Here is a 13972-nt window from a genome sequence, read left to right on the forward strand (position 1 = left end):
GATCTTGGACGACGTCTTTGAAAAACCTGGAAAACGGGCGCAGGTCTATACGTTTTCGGGAACCACAACATGTACCGGGACGGCGCGGAGATTGCAGTTGCAAATAGCTGCCGGCGCCGAATCTGGTGATCCACTTACAGGGGTTTCCGCACGTTAACTCGGGCTGGTCGCTCGCGAATCCCTCCGCAAAGTAGCACCCTGCGACCACATGGTGCGCGGAATATCAAGCTTAAGCCGGCCAACCCTCAGCTTCTTCGGTATCCACATCGAAGAACTTGAGCGGTCGGGATGGCAAGTGGCGCTGGCTGTCGTATCTCGGCGTGCGCGAGAGCCAATCGTACACCTTCGATATTATGTCTTTTGATAATTGTTTTCTTAGATGATTGTCTGCCTCGCGGTCGAACGATTTTATTAGCTCGTCCTTTTTCGGCGATGTCTTCGATGCCTTCCAAATCTTCACACAAACTTTGGTCATCGGATTTGAGCGTCCGGAACGGGCGCCGCCGGCGTCCGTCGGCGTCACGCCTACCTCATCGACGATCCCGAGCGCGCGCGTTCACGCCGAGTATTGTTCCACGATCGCTTTGCCGCGCGCCGAGATTCCGTCCAGCATCGTGTCAAGCACCGGTTCTTTCAGGCCCTCAACCCTCGCCTCCTGCACGACGTCGCTGAGCGCGTCGGGAATCTTCTCGCCGAGCGCCACCAATCGCGCGATCATCTCGTCGGGATCCATTTTCATCAGTTCCGCCTGGCGTCTCCAATGCCGCGGCAGGACTTCTGAGAACTTGTAATAGCCGCCGATCTTCATTGCCATGCGCAGCCGTCGCCGCTCATGTTCGTCGTTGTCGTAAGGCACGAAGCTCAGGACGTCGTAGAGTGGCGCAAGAAACATCCGCCGGCCCGGGAGGTGGATGACTGAGAAGTTCTTCGCGTGCGCGTCGGTACCGAGCACCAGGAAGCTGAAGGCGATCATGTCAGCGAACGCCGCCTTGTCCGCCTCCGGATCGGTAGCGTAGCGCAGCACGTCGTTGGTGATCTGCTCGATCGAGGGGCCGCCCTCGCTCTGGTACTTGACGGCGGGATGCACGCCGAGCGCCTGGCACATGTCTTCCTGGTGGAATCGTCTGACGACGCCGTCCTTGTCGATCTCGCGGTCGTACCGGGTAACGACGATCGCGACCTCTTGGCCAAACTTCCCGACCTTAGCTTCGGCCGCCGTGATCCCGAGCTGGTTCGCGAGACGCAGGCACGCGTACTCGTTCTCGGTCGTGCCTCGCAGGTGAGGCACCGGCGGCTTGAGGATGTGCGTGGTCGCCCGGCGGCCGCTCGGTACGCCCCACCGCTTTCCGTCGAACAGTAAGGCCATCTTCGGCTGCGCGCCGGCGAGACTGAAATGCCCCCGGTCGCAGTCGCGACGTCCCGTCCAGGTCCTCTCCTCGCGCAGGCGCTTGAGGCGGTTTGCGACCTCCGCCTCGTCGATCCACTGAACCTCCCCGGGCGAATCCGCATTGGCGGCTATCCACTCGTCGGTGACAATCTGGATCGCGCCGGCGCAATCCTCTCCGACCTTCGACAGCAGAGCGAACGCGCTGTTCGGCGACACGCCGTAGATCTGTCCCCATTTCTGCAGGGTCTGGCCGCTGTCCGGAAGCAGATTCCAAAGATAGTTGGCCACCTTCGCGCCGGAGTGCTTCTTGGCGGCGAGAGGCAGGGACATCGAAAGCGGAATTTGAACCCTGTCGGCCGCGAGCCAACCATCGGCGTACTCGATGGCCAGGACGCCGGTATCCATCTGCTCGAGACGGCCGATCGGGACGCCGCCCATCAGGATGTTCATGAATTTGCTCATCGCCGCCGTCCCTTGAGGAAGCTCGGCTCGTCGAGCGCCAGATCACCGGTATCTAAGTCGTTGTTTCGTAGAGATCCCGGCGCACTGTCGATGTTCAGGTCGATCCCCAGCGCGGCGAAGGCCTTTAGCACCGTTCCGAGGCTCGGATTCTCCAGGCGGCCGGTCTCGAACTGCGAGATCCACTCTTGGGTGGTCCCCAGCGTCTGGGCGAGTTGCTTCTGGGTCAGCTTCCGCCGACGGCGGGCTTCCCGGACGGCCAGTCCTAAGTCGCTGATTGTCTTCAAAATCATGCCGTCATCTCGTATGAGATTTAAGACATATAGGCCGAATATGATTTTTACGCAATATCCAGGAGATATTAGTTTTACCTAATAGCTTGGGAATATCGCCTAAAACTCATATGGCGCCATCGGCGCTCGCCCCCCGCGCGGCGATCAATCTGACGTCGTGATCTGAACGACTTCGTCGCATTGGTTGCGGGTCTCGCCGCATGACCATGCCGCTGCCTCGGTGAGTACCCGGCGGCACGTTTCTATGCCCACGGTGAAAAACGGATAAATGCGATCAACGTCTGCAGGCGAGGGCGAATCTCGCGCAGGTAGATCTCCGCCTTGAGGAAAGCGATGTCGTCGCTGACAGCCGTCTCGCCGACGTCGATGTCCCAGGATCTGGGCTGCCGTCGCCCATCTGTAGCCGCAACGTTTCAGGACATCCTTCAAATCGAATGGCGACTGCTCGGCCCTCGTCCTTACCGTTCTCTTTCGGGCTTGCTCTAGCAGCACCGCAAGCGCCGGCCCGCCTGCGGATGGTAGTCAGGATCTCGATGAGGGCGTGACAGTCGTCGACGGCCCTGTGCGCATGCTGAAAGAAGCCGGCACCGTTCAACAGCGGATCCGAGTGGGCTCCCGCGAATCCATGAGGGCGCCGTTCCACCTCGGTCGCCGAGCAACCCCATGCCTTGTGCTCGAACACGGCCCAGAAGCGAAGGCTTCGGATCCTAGGACAATCAGCAACAACGCAACAGCGACCCCGCCGTACGATCATCCTCACCCTCCCTCTATACTCTGTTTGGCTTGGAGAGAGCAGGCCTGAACGTGCAGGCGAGGCAAATTAGCAATCGTGCGCTTGAGCAAAGTGCTCTGAGACTGTTGCTCGAATGCTTTGGTGCTGCACCACAAGAGCGTGAGTTCTTTAAGACGTGGGGTCGTTCGCGGCTGTTACGCAGGCCGCACCGACCGCGTTGCTTTTGACGTCCTCGACCTCGACCGCGATTTCGAAGTCAGGAGGCGGTCTCATCCAAACAGCACTGCCACCGCGACGTGAAGGCTGGAAGTAGAGCGCCAGCCGCGCGTTGAACGCAGGCGTCCTCCGGTATTAGGTATCGACATCCCGACGAGCGCCGAAAAGCGACGGTCAACTATCGGTCGCCGCTCGCGCTCTCGCATAAAAGGCCTGAAGTTTTCTGGACAAGAAGTTGCTCGGCGCGGCCAGAGCCGCATCGAACACCCAGTTTATTAGCCTCAACTGCTCTTTTGCGCGGCCGTCCTGCTGATCGCTCTCAATCCTTCGCTCCATGCAGACGCGCAGGCGAGCCAACTCCCGGCAGAGGCGCGAAGGCGCGCCAAATAGTAGCCATCTCGGCAGCTGGTCGTAGAACATCTCATGCCGGCCGGTCTCTGCGCACATGCTTAGAAACCGCGACAGCGGAGACTCCATGGTGAGGACGCCAGCCGACTTCGTTTCCTCAAAAAGCCGTTTCTGCATACTCGTCATGGCGTCGAAAACTTCCAGGGCGCGCGTCATCGACGGCTGTTCCTGCTCTCGAGACCGCAAGTAGGCGCGGAGACGTTCGAGCCGTTCCCTTGCCGGTGGATGTGACCGAGGCGCGGTCTCTTGGGACAGATCCTCAATCCATGCGGCCAATGTCAGGATCAGCCACGCCCCCAGAGTGCCCGATATAGCCACATCATCTCCATCGGCAGAGCCGATCAGTTCCCGAAACGCGAAATTATCAGCAGCGAATTCCATCTCGAAGTGACTTGCATCTGTTGTGGACAGGTCTCCAGCCGCCACATGCCCGCACTCATGCAGGAGAAGGAACTGGATCGCGAAGAATCTAAGGTTGCTCCCAGCCTCAAGTGGGTGCCCCCAACGCCGGACGTCGGTGACAAGTGGAATTGCTCCAAGTTCCCTGATCACGTCCGGCGTGTCAGCTGTTCCGAGGTGAACGTACCGGTGGATCATCATTCCGAACTGCCAGCCGATCTGTTTAGAGAACCGCTTAGCGAGGTAGGGCCGGCTGGAGAAGCGGAGCAGCCGACGCCTTAGCCGCAGCAGCCAGGGCTCTGAATCCTTTCCAAGCCCCTTTTTGGTCAATGCGTTTCCAAGCGTCTCGCATAGACTTGTGTCCGCGAGCAGCATGAGCATTTCGGCACCACTCGAGATTAACGGCATCGCACCCATCGGCAGCGCGATCACGTAGCCGAGTCCTTGTGATGATCTGGAGGAGTAAACGTGTCCGTTGAATTCTGCGTCATTGACGGTTCCGGACGCGATCCCCGTGTCCGCTCGGCAGGTTTGGCGGAGAGCCGGAGAGTTCGAAATCAAGTCCTCGAAGGCGTTGTGCACCCAGTCTGTCCGCTTCAGAAACGAGGAGTAGCGATCGATAAACGTCCCACCCGCAATGCCTAGGGCCTTGAATTGTACTTCCAGATCCGGCGGCGCCCACAATAGATTCGACCCACCGCCGCACGGCGGCACGAGCTTGAGTATCCAGTCCAGCAACTCGGTCGTTTTCTGCAGCTCGGCTAGGAGTTGTTGTGGCGTCATCGCTTTCTTTCCGGTCCCGAGCAGATCAGTCGCTTTTGTCCTTGGCTGGAATGCACCCTTTGCAGAGCGTCGCCACGCCTACCCGGAAGAAGAGTACCGCGACGCCCGCAAAGACTAGCGGACTCATGGGTACGGTTCCCGCAATCGCCATCGGAAGGAGAACCGGCGTAATCCATTTGGCGAGAGCTTGCGCGTCGCCTGCGACGGACTGAAGGCCGGGGCAAATCCTCTCCAGGACATCTCGTCTCTTTACGAGAGACACAGCCTCGTTCAACGCAGATTGCTGCTCGGCTCTCTTCGGGTTCGTGTCGTCTGGCTGTTCAGGTAGGGCGTTCATGCCGCCCCGGAGAGCCAGCTCGAGCTCCATGGACTGAAGCGAGTTAAGTACCTCTTGCTCAAATTGTGCCGCCTTAGCATTTTGCATTTGTCTGTACTCCGTATTCAGGTTGGAGCAGGGGCGCGCCGGGTTAGGCAGTAGCCGGTATCAACGATCGTCTAGCCACTCTCGTAGGTTAGTCCTACTCGGTCCGCACGAACAGTCGAAAGAAATAACGCGCAGGCTGAATCGGTTGACGAAAAAGGGCTATGCCAACCGGGTAGCTCCAGAGCGCGGCTCTGAACGCTGCCCCCAAGGGCCCAGCCCGCTCCCCGGCCAGTCGCTTCGGAGAGATCTGGCGGCACAACTACCGCAGCCGCTGCAAACAGGCGTGGCAGGACGGAAGAATCAGTGGAATCATTGGGACTACGGTGTTACGATCTGTCCTGCCCTTGTCACCCAGCTGTTCTGGCTCGCAACCGTGTACGGATCGTGGGGAATCATTTCGTGAATAGATCCGGTAGGGCCCAGCCGCTCGGTAGGGGCGTCTTGTGGATCACGATCCTGAGCTACGGCTTAGCTACCGGATTGGGAAACGCGAACAAATCTGTCGAGCCTTCGACGAACATGTTTGCTCCGACCGGCGTAAGAGACGGCAGATGATCTTCAAGATAATCCACATGAGCTCGATTTGGAAGCAAGCCCGTCCGACGGATAGAACGTGTAGCGCCCGCTGAAATCGGCCGCGATAATCTCAATCGCTACAAAGTACGTCTCGACCCCGTGAACATCCTGGGTAGTACCCGCCGCGACTGCAGCATCTTTAAGATGCTTCCATTTTCTACGACCAGGTATCAGTTCAGTCTCTCAGGTAATTGAGCATACTATTGCAGGCGTCCTCGGCCTCAGTGAAGCTCTGCAGCGGCGAGCCGAGCACCTTGATCGCGCCACGGCTCTGGTCAAGCGGACGCCACGAAGCGACGTAGCCGAACCTTCCGCGAAAGCCAGGACCGGCCGGGCTCTGCAAGCTTATAACAAACGAGTAGCCGCCGCTGCGTGCACTCCAAATTTCCATGTTTTCGACAGCGCGGTGGAACTGCAGGCACATCACGCACCGTTCGCCTGGGCAACCCAACAATGAAAGTTTTCCTGCGGACCCACTGGTACAAAATCCGAAACTCTAAGCGCTGCCGGAAGAAAGCGCAGTAACAGGTGAGCTGGTCTGACAGGCGAAGCTGTCGTCCACCCCGGCCGCGTATAACTGATCGGCGTGCCGACTACCTGGGCGAACTGTGTCGCCGTCTCTCTCGCTCAGACTTTCTGCGCAGCGCCAGGCCCGAAGACCGGAGTAAGCATTGCAATGCACTGGCGCAAAAGTGCCGAGCAGAACGAGCGGGAAAAGAAATCTTTTCACTATCTCGTGGTCCTGGTGTTTACCGCCTTAATCGCCAGCTTTGACTGTCTTGCTGGTTCTGCATTTTCCCGCGTGACCACATTTGCCTCCAGCCGCCAGACTCGGCCCTGGACTCGACCAGCCTTTAGGAATATCCAGCTGCGCTTCATTTGTGCGCGTTGCCGCAAGTGTGGCGCGGAGGTTCGCCCAGACTTCAACTGGAATCGACCGACCGGCGCGGCGATGATGGGCTACAGGAACACGGTCGCGAGCGCCTAGCCAGTCCAAGCATACAAAAGGCCGCCAACGCTCCGGCGTCGACAGGCTCCTGTGAGTTCGTCCAAAAGGGAGTCGCGTTCAACCACGCGACCCCGTCAGGATGGCTGGTAATGGTTAGGCGATCATTACAGAGCCCGCGACGTCTGAACGTCAAATGAGACCTTCGGCGGGAGCGGCTGGGGGTTCAATGCAATGCGGTCAAGCACTGACGACGCGTGGAAGTGCTCAAAGCGATGCTGAAATCCGCCCACGACGATAATGCCGCCCGCAACATTATCCAGCTGATGCAAGGCTAGTTCGTTACCCTTGAGGCAAAATGTATCGGTCATGTTACACTCCTGTTTTGCGCAAAATGACGGCGCGGAGTTGTTGGATAAACTTTTTGTATTAGACCTGTATGTGAGACGCATCACTTTCGTTCCTGGGCGGACGCCGCTGACGCTGGCGAAACTCGATCTCGGCAGCGACAGGAGGCGGGATGCCGCCTCCGAAAGCATTGGAGCCGCGCCACAGATTTCGAGAGCTCAGGGAAAGCAAGATTTGAGCGGACGGACGTGGTGCCCGACGCGTCAGCGCCCGCTTCCGGTATTCCTTTCGGTCATCTGTTCGCTTCGCGTTTTCGGGCTGCCCGCGGCTTAACGTAGCGAGCCTCGAGGGCATTGAGTTTCAGTTGCTCCGGTAACCGCACGCGGTCAGATGCCGGCGGTAGCTTGCTGGAGGCGTTCGCTCCTTGCGAGATAGCCTTGCGAAAGACCGGCAGGGTCATAGACCTTGCCTACGCTGACTTTAGACCCGAGCGCAGCAGAGCTGTTCAATCTCGCTGCGATGTCGCGATTGCCGACGAGCACGATATGTGAGTGCAGCCCTCCGCGTGTTTCGAAGGGTTCATCGCTCGGTACGGCGGCAAGCCTGCAGCCCGCTGCAAGTTGTAATTCGCTTCCAGACCTGATCCGATTCCACCACTGCGGCTCCTGCCGGCCTGCGCGCTAGGTGACCTCTCTCACAGATAAAAATCCGTCCTCATGGTTATTACACGGGCAGTGAGGCACTGGTTCGCTTCGAGCCAGATGTTGTTCACACATTCAACTCTTTGAAGGGAGTTCATCAATGGACAAGGCTTGCGAACTTAACGATATGGAACTCGATGCGGTTTCTGGCGGGCATGGTCATGGTCATGGTCATCGCCCCGAAACGAAGTACGTGTTCAAGGACGATACGTTCAACATCACCAATAACGGTACCGTTAATGGCGTGAACGGTATCGCTCTCGGTGGGCAAACGTTCAATTTCTCCTAAGTCGGGAATGCTCCTAGGGGTGTGCAGGCTTTCGCCGGCACACCCCATCTCGCTGGTTCGCTTCGAGCCAGATGTTGTTCACACATTCAACTCTTTGAAAGGGAATTCATCATGGTTCGTGAAATTGACGATATGGATCTCGATGCGGTGTCTGGCGGGCACTGCCACGGCGGCGGGCATGGTCATGGTCATGGTCATGGCCCCGAAATCGTATACGTGTTCAAGGACGATACGTTCAACATCACCAATAACGGTACCGTTAATGGTGTGAACGGTATCGCTCTCGGTGGGCAAACGTTCCATTTCTCCTAAGTCGGGAATGCTCCTGAGGGGTGTGATGGCTTTTCGCCCGGCACACCCCCATCTCGACCAACGCCCCTCACCATCGGGAATGCCCCCGCACGGGCTGCTCCCGAGGTGGGCGAGGGTCTTTTGCACGCACTTCTGCCCGCACACCCCCCACTGCAATCGGCTAACCACCAGAGCTGTCCTTTGCGGCAGTGTTTCTGCATGAATGCACGGCGCTGTCGGACCGCTCGATCTCCGTGCCAGGTCACCCCGTGGGGAGTTCTTGGTAGATCTCCCGTGACAGCCATGCTGCCGGCGTGTGTTGCTACAAGCGCGTGCCGCATCGCGCGCACGTTCGGCGCCGTGCGTATCGGACGCCAGGGCCCGATTTGGATGACACGAGATCGCTGTTCTCCCCTGTGAAAGCTCGCGCCACTATTCGCGATTGATCCGGGTCTCTGCATGAATTGAACGTGCTTCGTTCCTCCGGAGAGGATTCCACCACTGCGGCTCCTGCCGGCCTGCGCGCTAGGTGACCTCTCTCACAGATAAAAATTCGTCCTCATGGTTATTACACGGGCAGTGAGGCACTGGTTCGCTTCGAGCCAGATGTTGTTCACACATTCGACTCTTTGAAGGGAGTTCATCAATGGACAAGGCTTGCGAACTTAACGACATGGAACTCGATGCGGTTTCTGGCGGGCATCATGGTCATGAACATCGCCCCGAAACGAAGTACGTGTTCAAGGACGATACGTTCAACATCACCAATAACGGTACCGTTAATGGCGTGAACGGTATCGCTCTCGGTGGGCAAACGTTCAATTTCTCCTAAGTCGGGAATGCTCCTAGGGTGTGCAGGCTTTCGCCGGCACACCCCATCTCGCTGGTTCGCTTCGAGCCAGATGTTGTTCACACATTCAACTCTTTGAAAGGGAATTCATCATGGTTCGTGAAATTGACGATATGGATCTCGATGCGGTGTCTGGCGGGCACTGCCACGGCGGCGGGCATGGTCATGGTCATGGTCATGGCCCCGAAATCGTATACGTGTTCAAGGACGATACGTTCAACATCACCAATAACGGTACCGTTAATGGTGTGAACGGTATCGCTCTCGGTGGGCAAACGTTCCATTTCTCCTAAGTCGGGAATGCTCCTGAGGGGTGTGATGGCTTTTCGCCCGGCACACCCCCATCTCGACCAACGCCCCCTCACCATCGGGAATGCCCGCACGGGCTGCTCCCGAGGTGGGCGAGGGTCTTTTGCACGCACTTCTGCCCGCACACCCCCACTGCCGGCGGCGCGACAGGGGATCAATCCCCGTTAGCGCATCGAGAGCACGCAAAGACCAACGTGATCTCTCTCACAGATAAAAAATCCGTCCTGATGCATCACACGAGCAGGCAGAACATTGCTTTGTAGGTTTGGTGTGCACCACCGCACGCTGCGTGAGAGAAGAGGAGTCGTGATTCAGCTTGATCTTGAGGAGATTGATTTGTCTGCAACACCTTGCACTAATGCTCGCATGATCCGCGCTGGCAAGAAGAACGTTACGAAGATACTTGCACGCGCACAAAGTATTCCGAGCTGGAAGCGGTCACTGCAGCAATTACGTGGCAAAAGATGGCCTGCCAAACGCATCGCGCTGCCTGAAGGTGCTCCTGCGCCGGCAGCACCTGCGCTCTAGCGCGGCGGCGCGGCGACCGGCGTCAATAAGGGAGCCACAATCTGAGGGCCAGCGCGCGGGTCCAACATCGGTAGATGCGCTCCGGGGCTCCCCTGCTGCCTCCTCGCGGCAGATATGTCCGGTCAAGCTCATCAGCGCGCGCATCAATTCGTATGCGGTGACGGCGGTGTCGGCTAGGGACGTGGCGGTGACAGTCATTTGATACTCCATGAAGGTGGGCGGCTATCAGAGCATCACGTTCAACTTCTAAGTCGGGAATGCCCGCACTCTCCACGGGTTGCTCCTGAGGGGTGTGCGGGCTGCCCAGTGCCCGGCGGCGACGCCGTGTCGGGTTGATCTCCGGCGGCCTCTTTCATTTTAGCCGACGCTCGGATCTCCCTCACCTAACGAGCGGCGGGCCGTGACTAAAGTCACATACAGGGTTGGCGCGTCGGTTCAATATCCACCGCCAGCTAATCGGCTACTCCAGGGAGAAAGACATGCCCGAATCCTCACTGCGCGAAGAACCGACCTTGACAACCGACGACGCCAAGATCGAGTTGAGGGAGCAGGAGTTGAGCCGGATCACACTGCCGATCGAGGACGATACTTATGATGGCGTCTTTCATCGTCCCCGCCGAATCGTCGACCCACGGATAGGTCGCGATCATGGGGCGCCTACGCTAGTGCGTCCATCACTCGGTACATCGCCGGATGAGTCCGATTCTTGACCTTGATCCAGTATTTGGATCGGCCGGCCTGATAGGGGCGATCACGGTGTTTCGACACGATTCCTTCCAGGCCCATTTTACAGGCCGCCCGAAAGAGGTCCGGCCCGATCTCGCCTTGCTCAAACGGGCTGACGAAGATGCCTTCTGGGCGCCGCTCTAGCAGGCGCCGGAGAGCATTCTTCCGCAGGTGCAGGGGTAGCTTGCGGAGATCGTCACCGCTCTCGACGAGGAGGTCGAATGCGCAGAGCTGAACTTCCTCATCATGCTGCCGGCTATGCAGGGCGTTGAAATCCGGCACGCCATCCACGCCAAGCACAACGGCTTCACCGTCCAGGACGAAGCGCTTCTGGTGGATCTTGCGGGCGGCTTCAATGATCCATGGAAAGCGGGGGGTCCAGTCGTAGCCATTGCACGAGAACAGCCGGACGCGATCGCCGTCACGATCAATCCTGACGCGGTATCCGTCCATCTTGACTTCGTGGAGCCATTCGGGGCCGTCTGGCACGGCTTTAGCTGCCGTGGGCAGGCAAAATTCGAAGGAGCTGCGCATAATCGGCAATCTATGCGCGGAGAGCCGAAATGCGAGTCGGAATCTTACCCCCCTATTAGGAGCGGTCTCTCGTTAGGGAACAAGCGCCACTGTGGCCAGTTGAATGCCAGTCTTGCGTGGATGATCCTTTCGCGAGACTGTCGCCCGAAACTAAGCTCCAGCTCGCTCCTCCGTGGGCTGGAGCATTCCTTTATGCGTTGATCTTCGGCTATCAAACGCCTCCAGTAGGGGACCCGCACTGCAGCTGCTCGCCTTTCTCGGCCACGACCTCAGATCCGAAGTGGAAGCGCAAGCTGCGCGCCAATCGAGCGGCCAAGTTGGCTCTCGATGAAATCCTTCAAGGCATCCGAGATCTCATGACCTGCGGCAGCAATCCTGCGCTCGAGCTCGCGCGCGATGTCCTCGCACGCGTCGCGCGACCAGCCCTCGACCGGGTTGAAGGCTACCACGCGAAGCACCCGGTCATATTGCCCGGCGAGCAGGTCGTTAATGACCGCCGAATGGTCGATGCCTTCGTCGGTCTCGCAGAAGGCTGCACCGTCGCGGAAGTCTTCGAGTATTTGATGGCGCCCGTCAGCTCCCTTTGAGCATGCTCAGCCTCGACGGCGCGCAGCAGTGCGGCGCCCGCTGGAAGGGCCCCGACTCGCAGGGGCTAGGGGGTATAGGCCGGGGCCGCTCCGCCGGCTCGGGCGGCGAGCCAGCTAAATGAAACGACGGCCGACATCCTGTGCTGATCGATCTCAATGCACCTCTCACACATGGCTACGTTCGCGGCATCGGCTGCGGCGACGGTGTCGCAGCGGGCTGCTGAGCCGATGGAGCAGAAGATTGCTGCTGCGGTGCCGTGACCGCTGGTGATCGCCGCCACCATGCGGGACACAGGTCCCGACGTTGCTCAGCAGCCGTTTGGCTTGATCCTCGCGAGCCTTCTTGTAGTCCCTGCGCCGGTCGATCCGTGCCGCTGCCATCCGGTCCCACGCATCGAACGCATCGGAGTAATGCTGCCGCATCTGCTCCTCAGCGGGAACATTCCGCAAACGAGAAGATGGGTCCGCAGCGTGAGCCGCGGCGCGGGGGCCTCGGTAGATGCTGGTTGACGGATCAGCGCGCGGCGACGCGCTCGGCGTCACGGTCCTGGATCAACGCCCCAGTTCGGCGGCGTACTCCTCAATGATCCGCCGCGCCTCCTCCAGCCGGGACAGCTTGGGCTCTTTCACCTCGCTCTATTTCGCAGTATCGACCATGGCTGAGGGTCTCGCCAGACGACTGGCGCGAATTTGAGCCAAGTCAACGGTCCTGCAAACTCACACGGGAGGCGCCCGGCGCCTCAGCAATCTTTCGAGCCCTGAAAAGCTCCATCGCCCCCAGCACCCACAAACCTGATAGGAATGTTCCGGCAACTGGCGGGAATGCCCAGCCGCGCCCTGACCTGCACCTGTGTGACGTTCGTCACGGCGCGCATGAATCATGGTGGTCTAAAACTGCGACATCAGATTGAACGGGGAGCAATCCCAGATGAATCAGGGAGCATGAAGATGACGCAAATTGTGAGAATGGAAACACTCGAACTCTCGACCGAGGACCTCCACCACGTCAGCGGTGGTATGGCCGTCCCCACAAATGAGGCGCAGATCATTGCGGGTATCAAGGCTAAGAACTTCGCCTCTGGCAGCATCTTTACTGGAAACAGTTCCTTTGGGGACACAATAGACAACAACCCCAACCTCCCGTGAGAAGCAGGCAGAAAACCTGCGCCAAAGAGGCCGCCAATTGAGGCGGCCTTACTCGCCTCTGAGCTTCCTTTCGATGTAGTCGTTTACGGCCTGGGCAAACTCATGCTGAGCCCCCGTCTTCCCCTGTATCATTCCGAACGATCGGCTCGACAAGGAATTTTACCTCGTCCTTGACGAGTTCCGCGACGGCGCTGCTTTTCGCAAAACCGATGAAGGTGTTGATCGCGACAGCCTGATCCGCGACCTGCTGGCCGGCCAGTACGACCGGGTGCTGCGCGGGCCAACAACCCGTCTGATGCGGGTTTTTCTTCCAGCAGTTGGGGGTACTGTCCGTATTTGGCCTCTTGGCATCGCCAAGCAACGGTTGGAACTTTGCTCATGTCACGCCGTTCCAGTGGGCAGCCGCGAGCGCGAGCTTTTGAACAAAACCACCCCGAGGTAGTTTAACCCGCATCACCGGCCGAGGCTCTGTCAGCGTCTCGGCAAGGCGATCGGGAAGATCGATTGTCGGGTTCGCTTGTTGCCGCTCAAGTCCGCTCATGTAGGAGCGATCAATTCCTGCATCGTAAGCCAATTGCTCTTGCGGAATACCGCGCTGGACGCGGATCCGGCGCAAATTGTAAGCCACAAGCGCACGAGCTCTCATGCGCGAAAGCAGCCATTTCGATGGTCATTAAACCACTGGCTATAACCTACCTAAAAGCATCACCGCATTGGAAGGTTTTAGATCGAATTATCCGGTGCGTGCCACCGCATCGCCTTTCCTGGGCGCTACTGGGGCGGCCCGCACAAGCGCCGGTATGTCGACGTCTTTCATTCGCGGCGGCGCAGGCTTTCCGGGCGCTGGCCGAAGCTCGCCCGAACTGCTGCCTCGGCGCCGGTCCGATTTCGCTGCCCAACTCCCACGAACGACCTCGAGGCAAACAAAGATGCTGATTGAGTGAGGGGATGCTCCTCCATTCATCGAAATGGAGTTGTAGCTCCGATGAAAATCCAGCATGGTTGGATTGATGGGCCCGAATAACTGAGCGGAGAGCGC

20 protein-coding genes are annotated in these 13972 nt (G+C 58.8%); 6 read left to right on the forward strand and 14 right to left on the reverse strand.

Going from position 1 to position 13972, the window contains the following annotated elements; translation table 11 throughout:
* Positions 1–229: 229 nt before the first annotated feature.
* The 6 genes from ACRQ5Q_RS09260 to ACRQ5Q_RS09285 form a co-directional block, all read right to left on the reverse strand.
* Positions 230–523: a hypothetical protein gene (locus ACRQ5Q_RS09260; protein ID WP_439397291.1), complete on the reverse strand. Its 294-nt coding sequence runs from the start codon at positions 521–523 to the stop codon at positions 230–232.
* Positions 524–556: 33 nt separating this feature from the next.
* The gene (locus ACRQ5Q_RS09265) at positions 557–1849 is read right to left on the reverse strand and encodes a type II toxin-antitoxin system HipA family toxin (protein ID WP_439397293.1); all 1293 of its coding nucleotides are present in this window, start codon (positions 1847–1849) and stop codon (positions 557–559) included.
* Entirely contained in the window at positions 1846–2139 is a 294-nt protein-coding gene (locus ACRQ5Q_RS09270; protein WP_439397295.1) for a helix-turn-helix domain-containing protein, read from the reverse strand. Before ACRQ5Q_RS09270 ends, ACRQ5Q_RS09265 begins: the two co-directional genes overlap by 4 nt.
* 1123 nt (positions 2140–3262) lie before the next feature.
* Positions 3263–4678 (reverse strand): hypothetical protein, encoded by a 1416-nt coding sequence (locus tag ACRQ5Q_RS09275; protein ID WP_439397297.1) that lies wholly within the window; start codon positions 4676–4678, stop codon positions 3263–3265.
* A gap of 25 nt (positions 4679–4703) precedes the next feature.
* Entirely contained in the window at positions 4704–5102 is a 399-nt protein-coding gene (locus tag ACRQ5Q_RS09280; protein ID WP_439397299.1) for a hypothetical protein, read from the reverse strand.
* A 751-nt stretch (positions 5103–5853) separates the two neighbouring features.
* Complete coding sequence (locus tag ACRQ5Q_RS09285; RefSeq protein WP_439399737.1) at positions 5854–6102, reverse strand: hypothetical protein; 249 nt, start codon at positions 6100–6102, stop codon at positions 5854–5856.
* Positions 6103–6354: 252 nt separating this feature from the next.
* Between ACRQ5Q_RS09285 and ACRQ5Q_RS09290 the strand changes: the two genes are divergently transcribed.
* Positions 6355–6666 carry a hypothetical protein gene (locus ACRQ5Q_RS09290; protein ID WP_439397300.1) on the forward strand — a complete coding sequence of 104 codons (312 nt, stop codon included), beginning with the start codon at positions 6355–6357 and terminating at the stop codon, positions 6664–6666.
* Positions 6667–6791: 125 nt separating this feature from the next.
* On the opposite strand, the gene ACRQ5Q_RS09295 is transcribed toward ACRQ5Q_RS09290, so the two are convergent.
* Positions 6792–6995, reverse strand: a complete 204-nt coding sequence (locus tag ACRQ5Q_RS09295) for a hypothetical protein (RefSeq protein WP_439397302.1) — start codon at positions 6993–6995, stop codon at positions 6792–6794.
* 778 nt (positions 6996–7773) lie between these two features.
* Here ACRQ5Q_RS09295 and ACRQ5Q_RS09300 point away from each other — a divergent pair.
* Positions 7774–7962, forward strand: a complete 189-nt coding sequence (locus tag ACRQ5Q_RS09300) for a hypothetical protein (protein WP_439397304.1) — start codon at positions 7774–7776, stop codon at positions 7960–7962.
* A 78-nt stretch (positions 7963–8040) separates the two neighbouring features.
* Here the strand turns inward: ACRQ5Q_RS09300 and ACRQ5Q_RS09305 are convergent, their stop codons facing one another.
* Positions 8041–8265 (reverse strand): hypothetical protein, encoded by a 225-nt coding sequence (locus ACRQ5Q_RS09305; protein WP_439397306.1) that lies wholly within the window; start codon positions 8263–8265, stop codon positions 8041–8043.
* A 634-nt stretch (positions 8266–8899) separates the two neighbouring features.
* Between ACRQ5Q_RS09305 and ACRQ5Q_RS09310 the strand changes: the two genes are divergently transcribed.
* A complete protein-coding gene (locus ACRQ5Q_RS09310; protein WP_439397307.1) occupies positions 8900–9085 on the forward strand; it encodes a hypothetical protein in 186 nt (61 codons plus the stop codon).
* Between the two features lie 77 nt (positions 9086–9162).
* Here ACRQ5Q_RS09310 and ACRQ5Q_RS09315 read toward each other — a convergent pair whose 3' ends face one another.
* On the reverse strand, positions 9163–9387 hold the full coding sequence (locus ACRQ5Q_RS09315; RefSeq protein ID WP_439397306.1) for a hypothetical protein: 225 nt from the start codon (positions 9385–9387) through the stop codon (positions 9163–9165).
* A gap of 331 nt (positions 9388–9718) precedes the next feature.
* Here ACRQ5Q_RS09315 and ACRQ5Q_RS09320 point away from each other — a divergent pair, with 331 nt between their 5' ends.
* Positions 9719–9940, forward strand: a complete 222-nt coding sequence (locus ACRQ5Q_RS09320; RefSeq protein WP_439397309.1) for a hypothetical protein — start codon at positions 9719–9721, stop codon at positions 9938–9940.
* A 491-nt stretch (positions 9941–10431) separates the two neighbouring features.
* Here ACRQ5Q_RS09320 and ACRQ5Q_RS09325 read toward each other — a convergent pair whose 3' ends face one another.
* Positions 10432–10590, reverse strand: coding sequence for a hypothetical protein (locus ACRQ5Q_RS09325; RefSeq protein ID WP_439397311.1), 159 nt, complete (start codon positions 10588–10590; stop codon positions 10432–10434).
* A 7-nt stretch (positions 10591–10597) separates the two neighbouring features.
* On the reverse strand, positions 10598–11200 hold the full coding sequence (locus tag ACRQ5Q_RS09330) for an ATP-dependent DNA ligase (protein ID WP_439397312.1): 603 nt from the start codon (positions 11198–11200) through the stop codon (positions 10598–10600).
* Positions 11201–11316: 116 nt separating this feature from the next.
* Between ACRQ5Q_RS09330 and ACRQ5Q_RS09335 the strand changes: the two genes are divergently transcribed.
* On the forward strand, positions 11317–11787 hold the full coding sequence (locus ACRQ5Q_RS09335; RefSeq protein WP_439397314.1) for a hypothetical protein: 471 nt from the start codon (positions 11317–11319) through the stop codon (positions 11785–11787).
* 165 nt (positions 11788–11952) lie between these two features.
* On the opposite strand, the gene ACRQ5Q_RS09340 is transcribed toward ACRQ5Q_RS09335, so the two are convergent.
* Positions 11953–12210, reverse strand: a complete 258-nt coding sequence (locus ACRQ5Q_RS09340) for a hypothetical protein (RefSeq protein WP_439397316.1) — start codon at positions 12208–12210, stop codon at positions 11953–11955.
* A 378-nt stretch (positions 12211–12588) separates the two neighbouring features.
* On the opposite strand from ACRQ5Q_RS09340, the gene ACRQ5Q_RS09345 reads away from it, so the two are divergent.
* Positions 12589–12933, forward strand: coding sequence for a hypothetical protein (locus ACRQ5Q_RS09345; RefSeq protein WP_439397318.1), 345 nt, complete (start codon positions 12589–12591; stop codon positions 12931–12933).
* Positions 12934–13033: 100 nt separating this feature from the next.
* On the opposite strand, the gene ACRQ5Q_RS09350 is transcribed toward ACRQ5Q_RS09345, so the two are convergent.
* Both ACRQ5Q_RS09350 and ACRQ5Q_RS09355 read right to left on the reverse strand, forming a co-directional pair.
* Complete coding sequence (locus ACRQ5Q_RS09350) at positions 13034–13294, reverse strand: hypothetical protein (protein WP_439397320.1); 261 nt, start codon at positions 13292–13294, stop codon at positions 13034–13036.
* Between the two features lie 15 nt (positions 13295–13309).
* Entirely contained in the window at positions 13310–13579 is a 270-nt protein-coding gene (locus tag ACRQ5Q_RS09355) for a helix-turn-helix domain-containing protein (RefSeq protein ID WP_439397322.1), read from the reverse strand.
* Positions 13580–13972: the final 393 nt, after the last annotated feature.

Origin of the sequence: Bradyrhizobium sp. PMVTL-01 (genome assembly GCF_051861855.1) — a bacterium.
GTDB lineage: Bacteria > Pseudomonadota > Alphaproteobacteria > Rhizobiales > Xanthobacteraceae > Bradyrhizobium.

Excerpts from the sequence above, each read along its gene's own strand:
- ACRQ5Q_RS09305 (WP_439397306.1), bottom strand. The coding sequence starts at position 8,265 with ATGGAACGTTTGCCCACCGAGAGCGATACCGTTCACACCATTAACGGT.
- ACRQ5Q_RS09300 (WP_439397304.1), top strand. The coding sequence starts at position 7,774 with ATGGACAAGGCTTGCGAACTTAACGATATGGAACTCGATGCGGTTTCT.
- ACRQ5Q_RS09310 (WP_439397307.1), top strand. The coding sequence starts at position 8,900 with ATGGACAAGGCTTGCGAACTTAACGACATGGAACTCGATGCGGTTTCT.
- ACRQ5Q_RS09290 (WP_439397300.1), top strand. The coding sequence starts at position 6,355 with ATGCACTGGCGCAAAAGTGCCGAGCAGAACGAGCGGGAAAAGAAATCT.
- ACRQ5Q_RS09345 (WP_439397318.1), top strand. The coding sequence starts at position 12,589 with ATGTTCCGGCAACTGGCGGGAATGCCCAGCCGCGCCCTGACCTGCACC.
- ACRQ5Q_RS09325 (WP_439397311.1), bottom strand. The coding sequence starts at position 10,590 with ATGATCGCGACCTATCCGTGGGTCGACGATTCGGCGGGGACGATGAAA.
- ACRQ5Q_RS09265 (WP_439397293.1), bottom strand. The coding sequence starts at position 1,849 with ATGAGCAAATTCATGAACATCCTGATGGGCGGCGTCCCGATCGGCCGT.
- ACRQ5Q_RS09315 (WP_439397306.1), bottom strand. The coding sequence starts at position 9,387 with ATGGAACGTTTGCCCACCGAGAGCGATACCGTTCACACCATTAACGGT.
- ACRQ5Q_RS09355 (WP_439397322.1), bottom strand. The coding sequence starts at position 13,579 with ATGAGAGCTCGTGCGCTTGTGGCTTACAATTTGCGCCGGATCCGCGTC.
- ACRQ5Q_RS09275 (WP_439397297.1), bottom strand. The coding sequence starts at position 4,678 with ATGACGCCACAACAACTCCTAGCCGAGCTGCAGAAAACGACCGAGTTG.
- ACRQ5Q_RS09295 (WP_439397302.1), bottom strand. The coding sequence starts at position 6,995 with ATGACCGATACATTTTGCCTCAAGGGTAACGAACTAGCCTTGCATCAG.
- ACRQ5Q_RS09270 (WP_439397295.1), bottom strand. The coding sequence starts at position 2,139 with ATGATTTTGAAGACAATCAGCGACTTAGGACTGGCCGTCCGGGAAGCC.
- ACRQ5Q_RS09340 (WP_439397316.1), bottom strand. The coding sequence starts at position 12,210 with ATGCGGCAGCATTACTCCGATGCGTTCGATGCGTGGGACCGGATGGCA.
- ACRQ5Q_RS09285 (WP_439399737.1), bottom strand. The coding sequence starts at position 6,102 with ATGTGCCTGCAGTTCCACCGCGCTGTCGAAAACATGGAAATTTGGAGT.
- ACRQ5Q_RS09280 (WP_439397299.1), bottom strand. The coding sequence starts at position 5,102 with ATGCAAAATGCTAAGGCGGCACAATTTGAGCAAGAGGTACTTAACTCG.
- ACRQ5Q_RS09330 (WP_439397312.1), bottom strand. The coding sequence starts at position 11,200 with ATGCGCAGCTCCTTCGAATTTTGCCTGCCCACGGCAGCTAAAGCCGTG.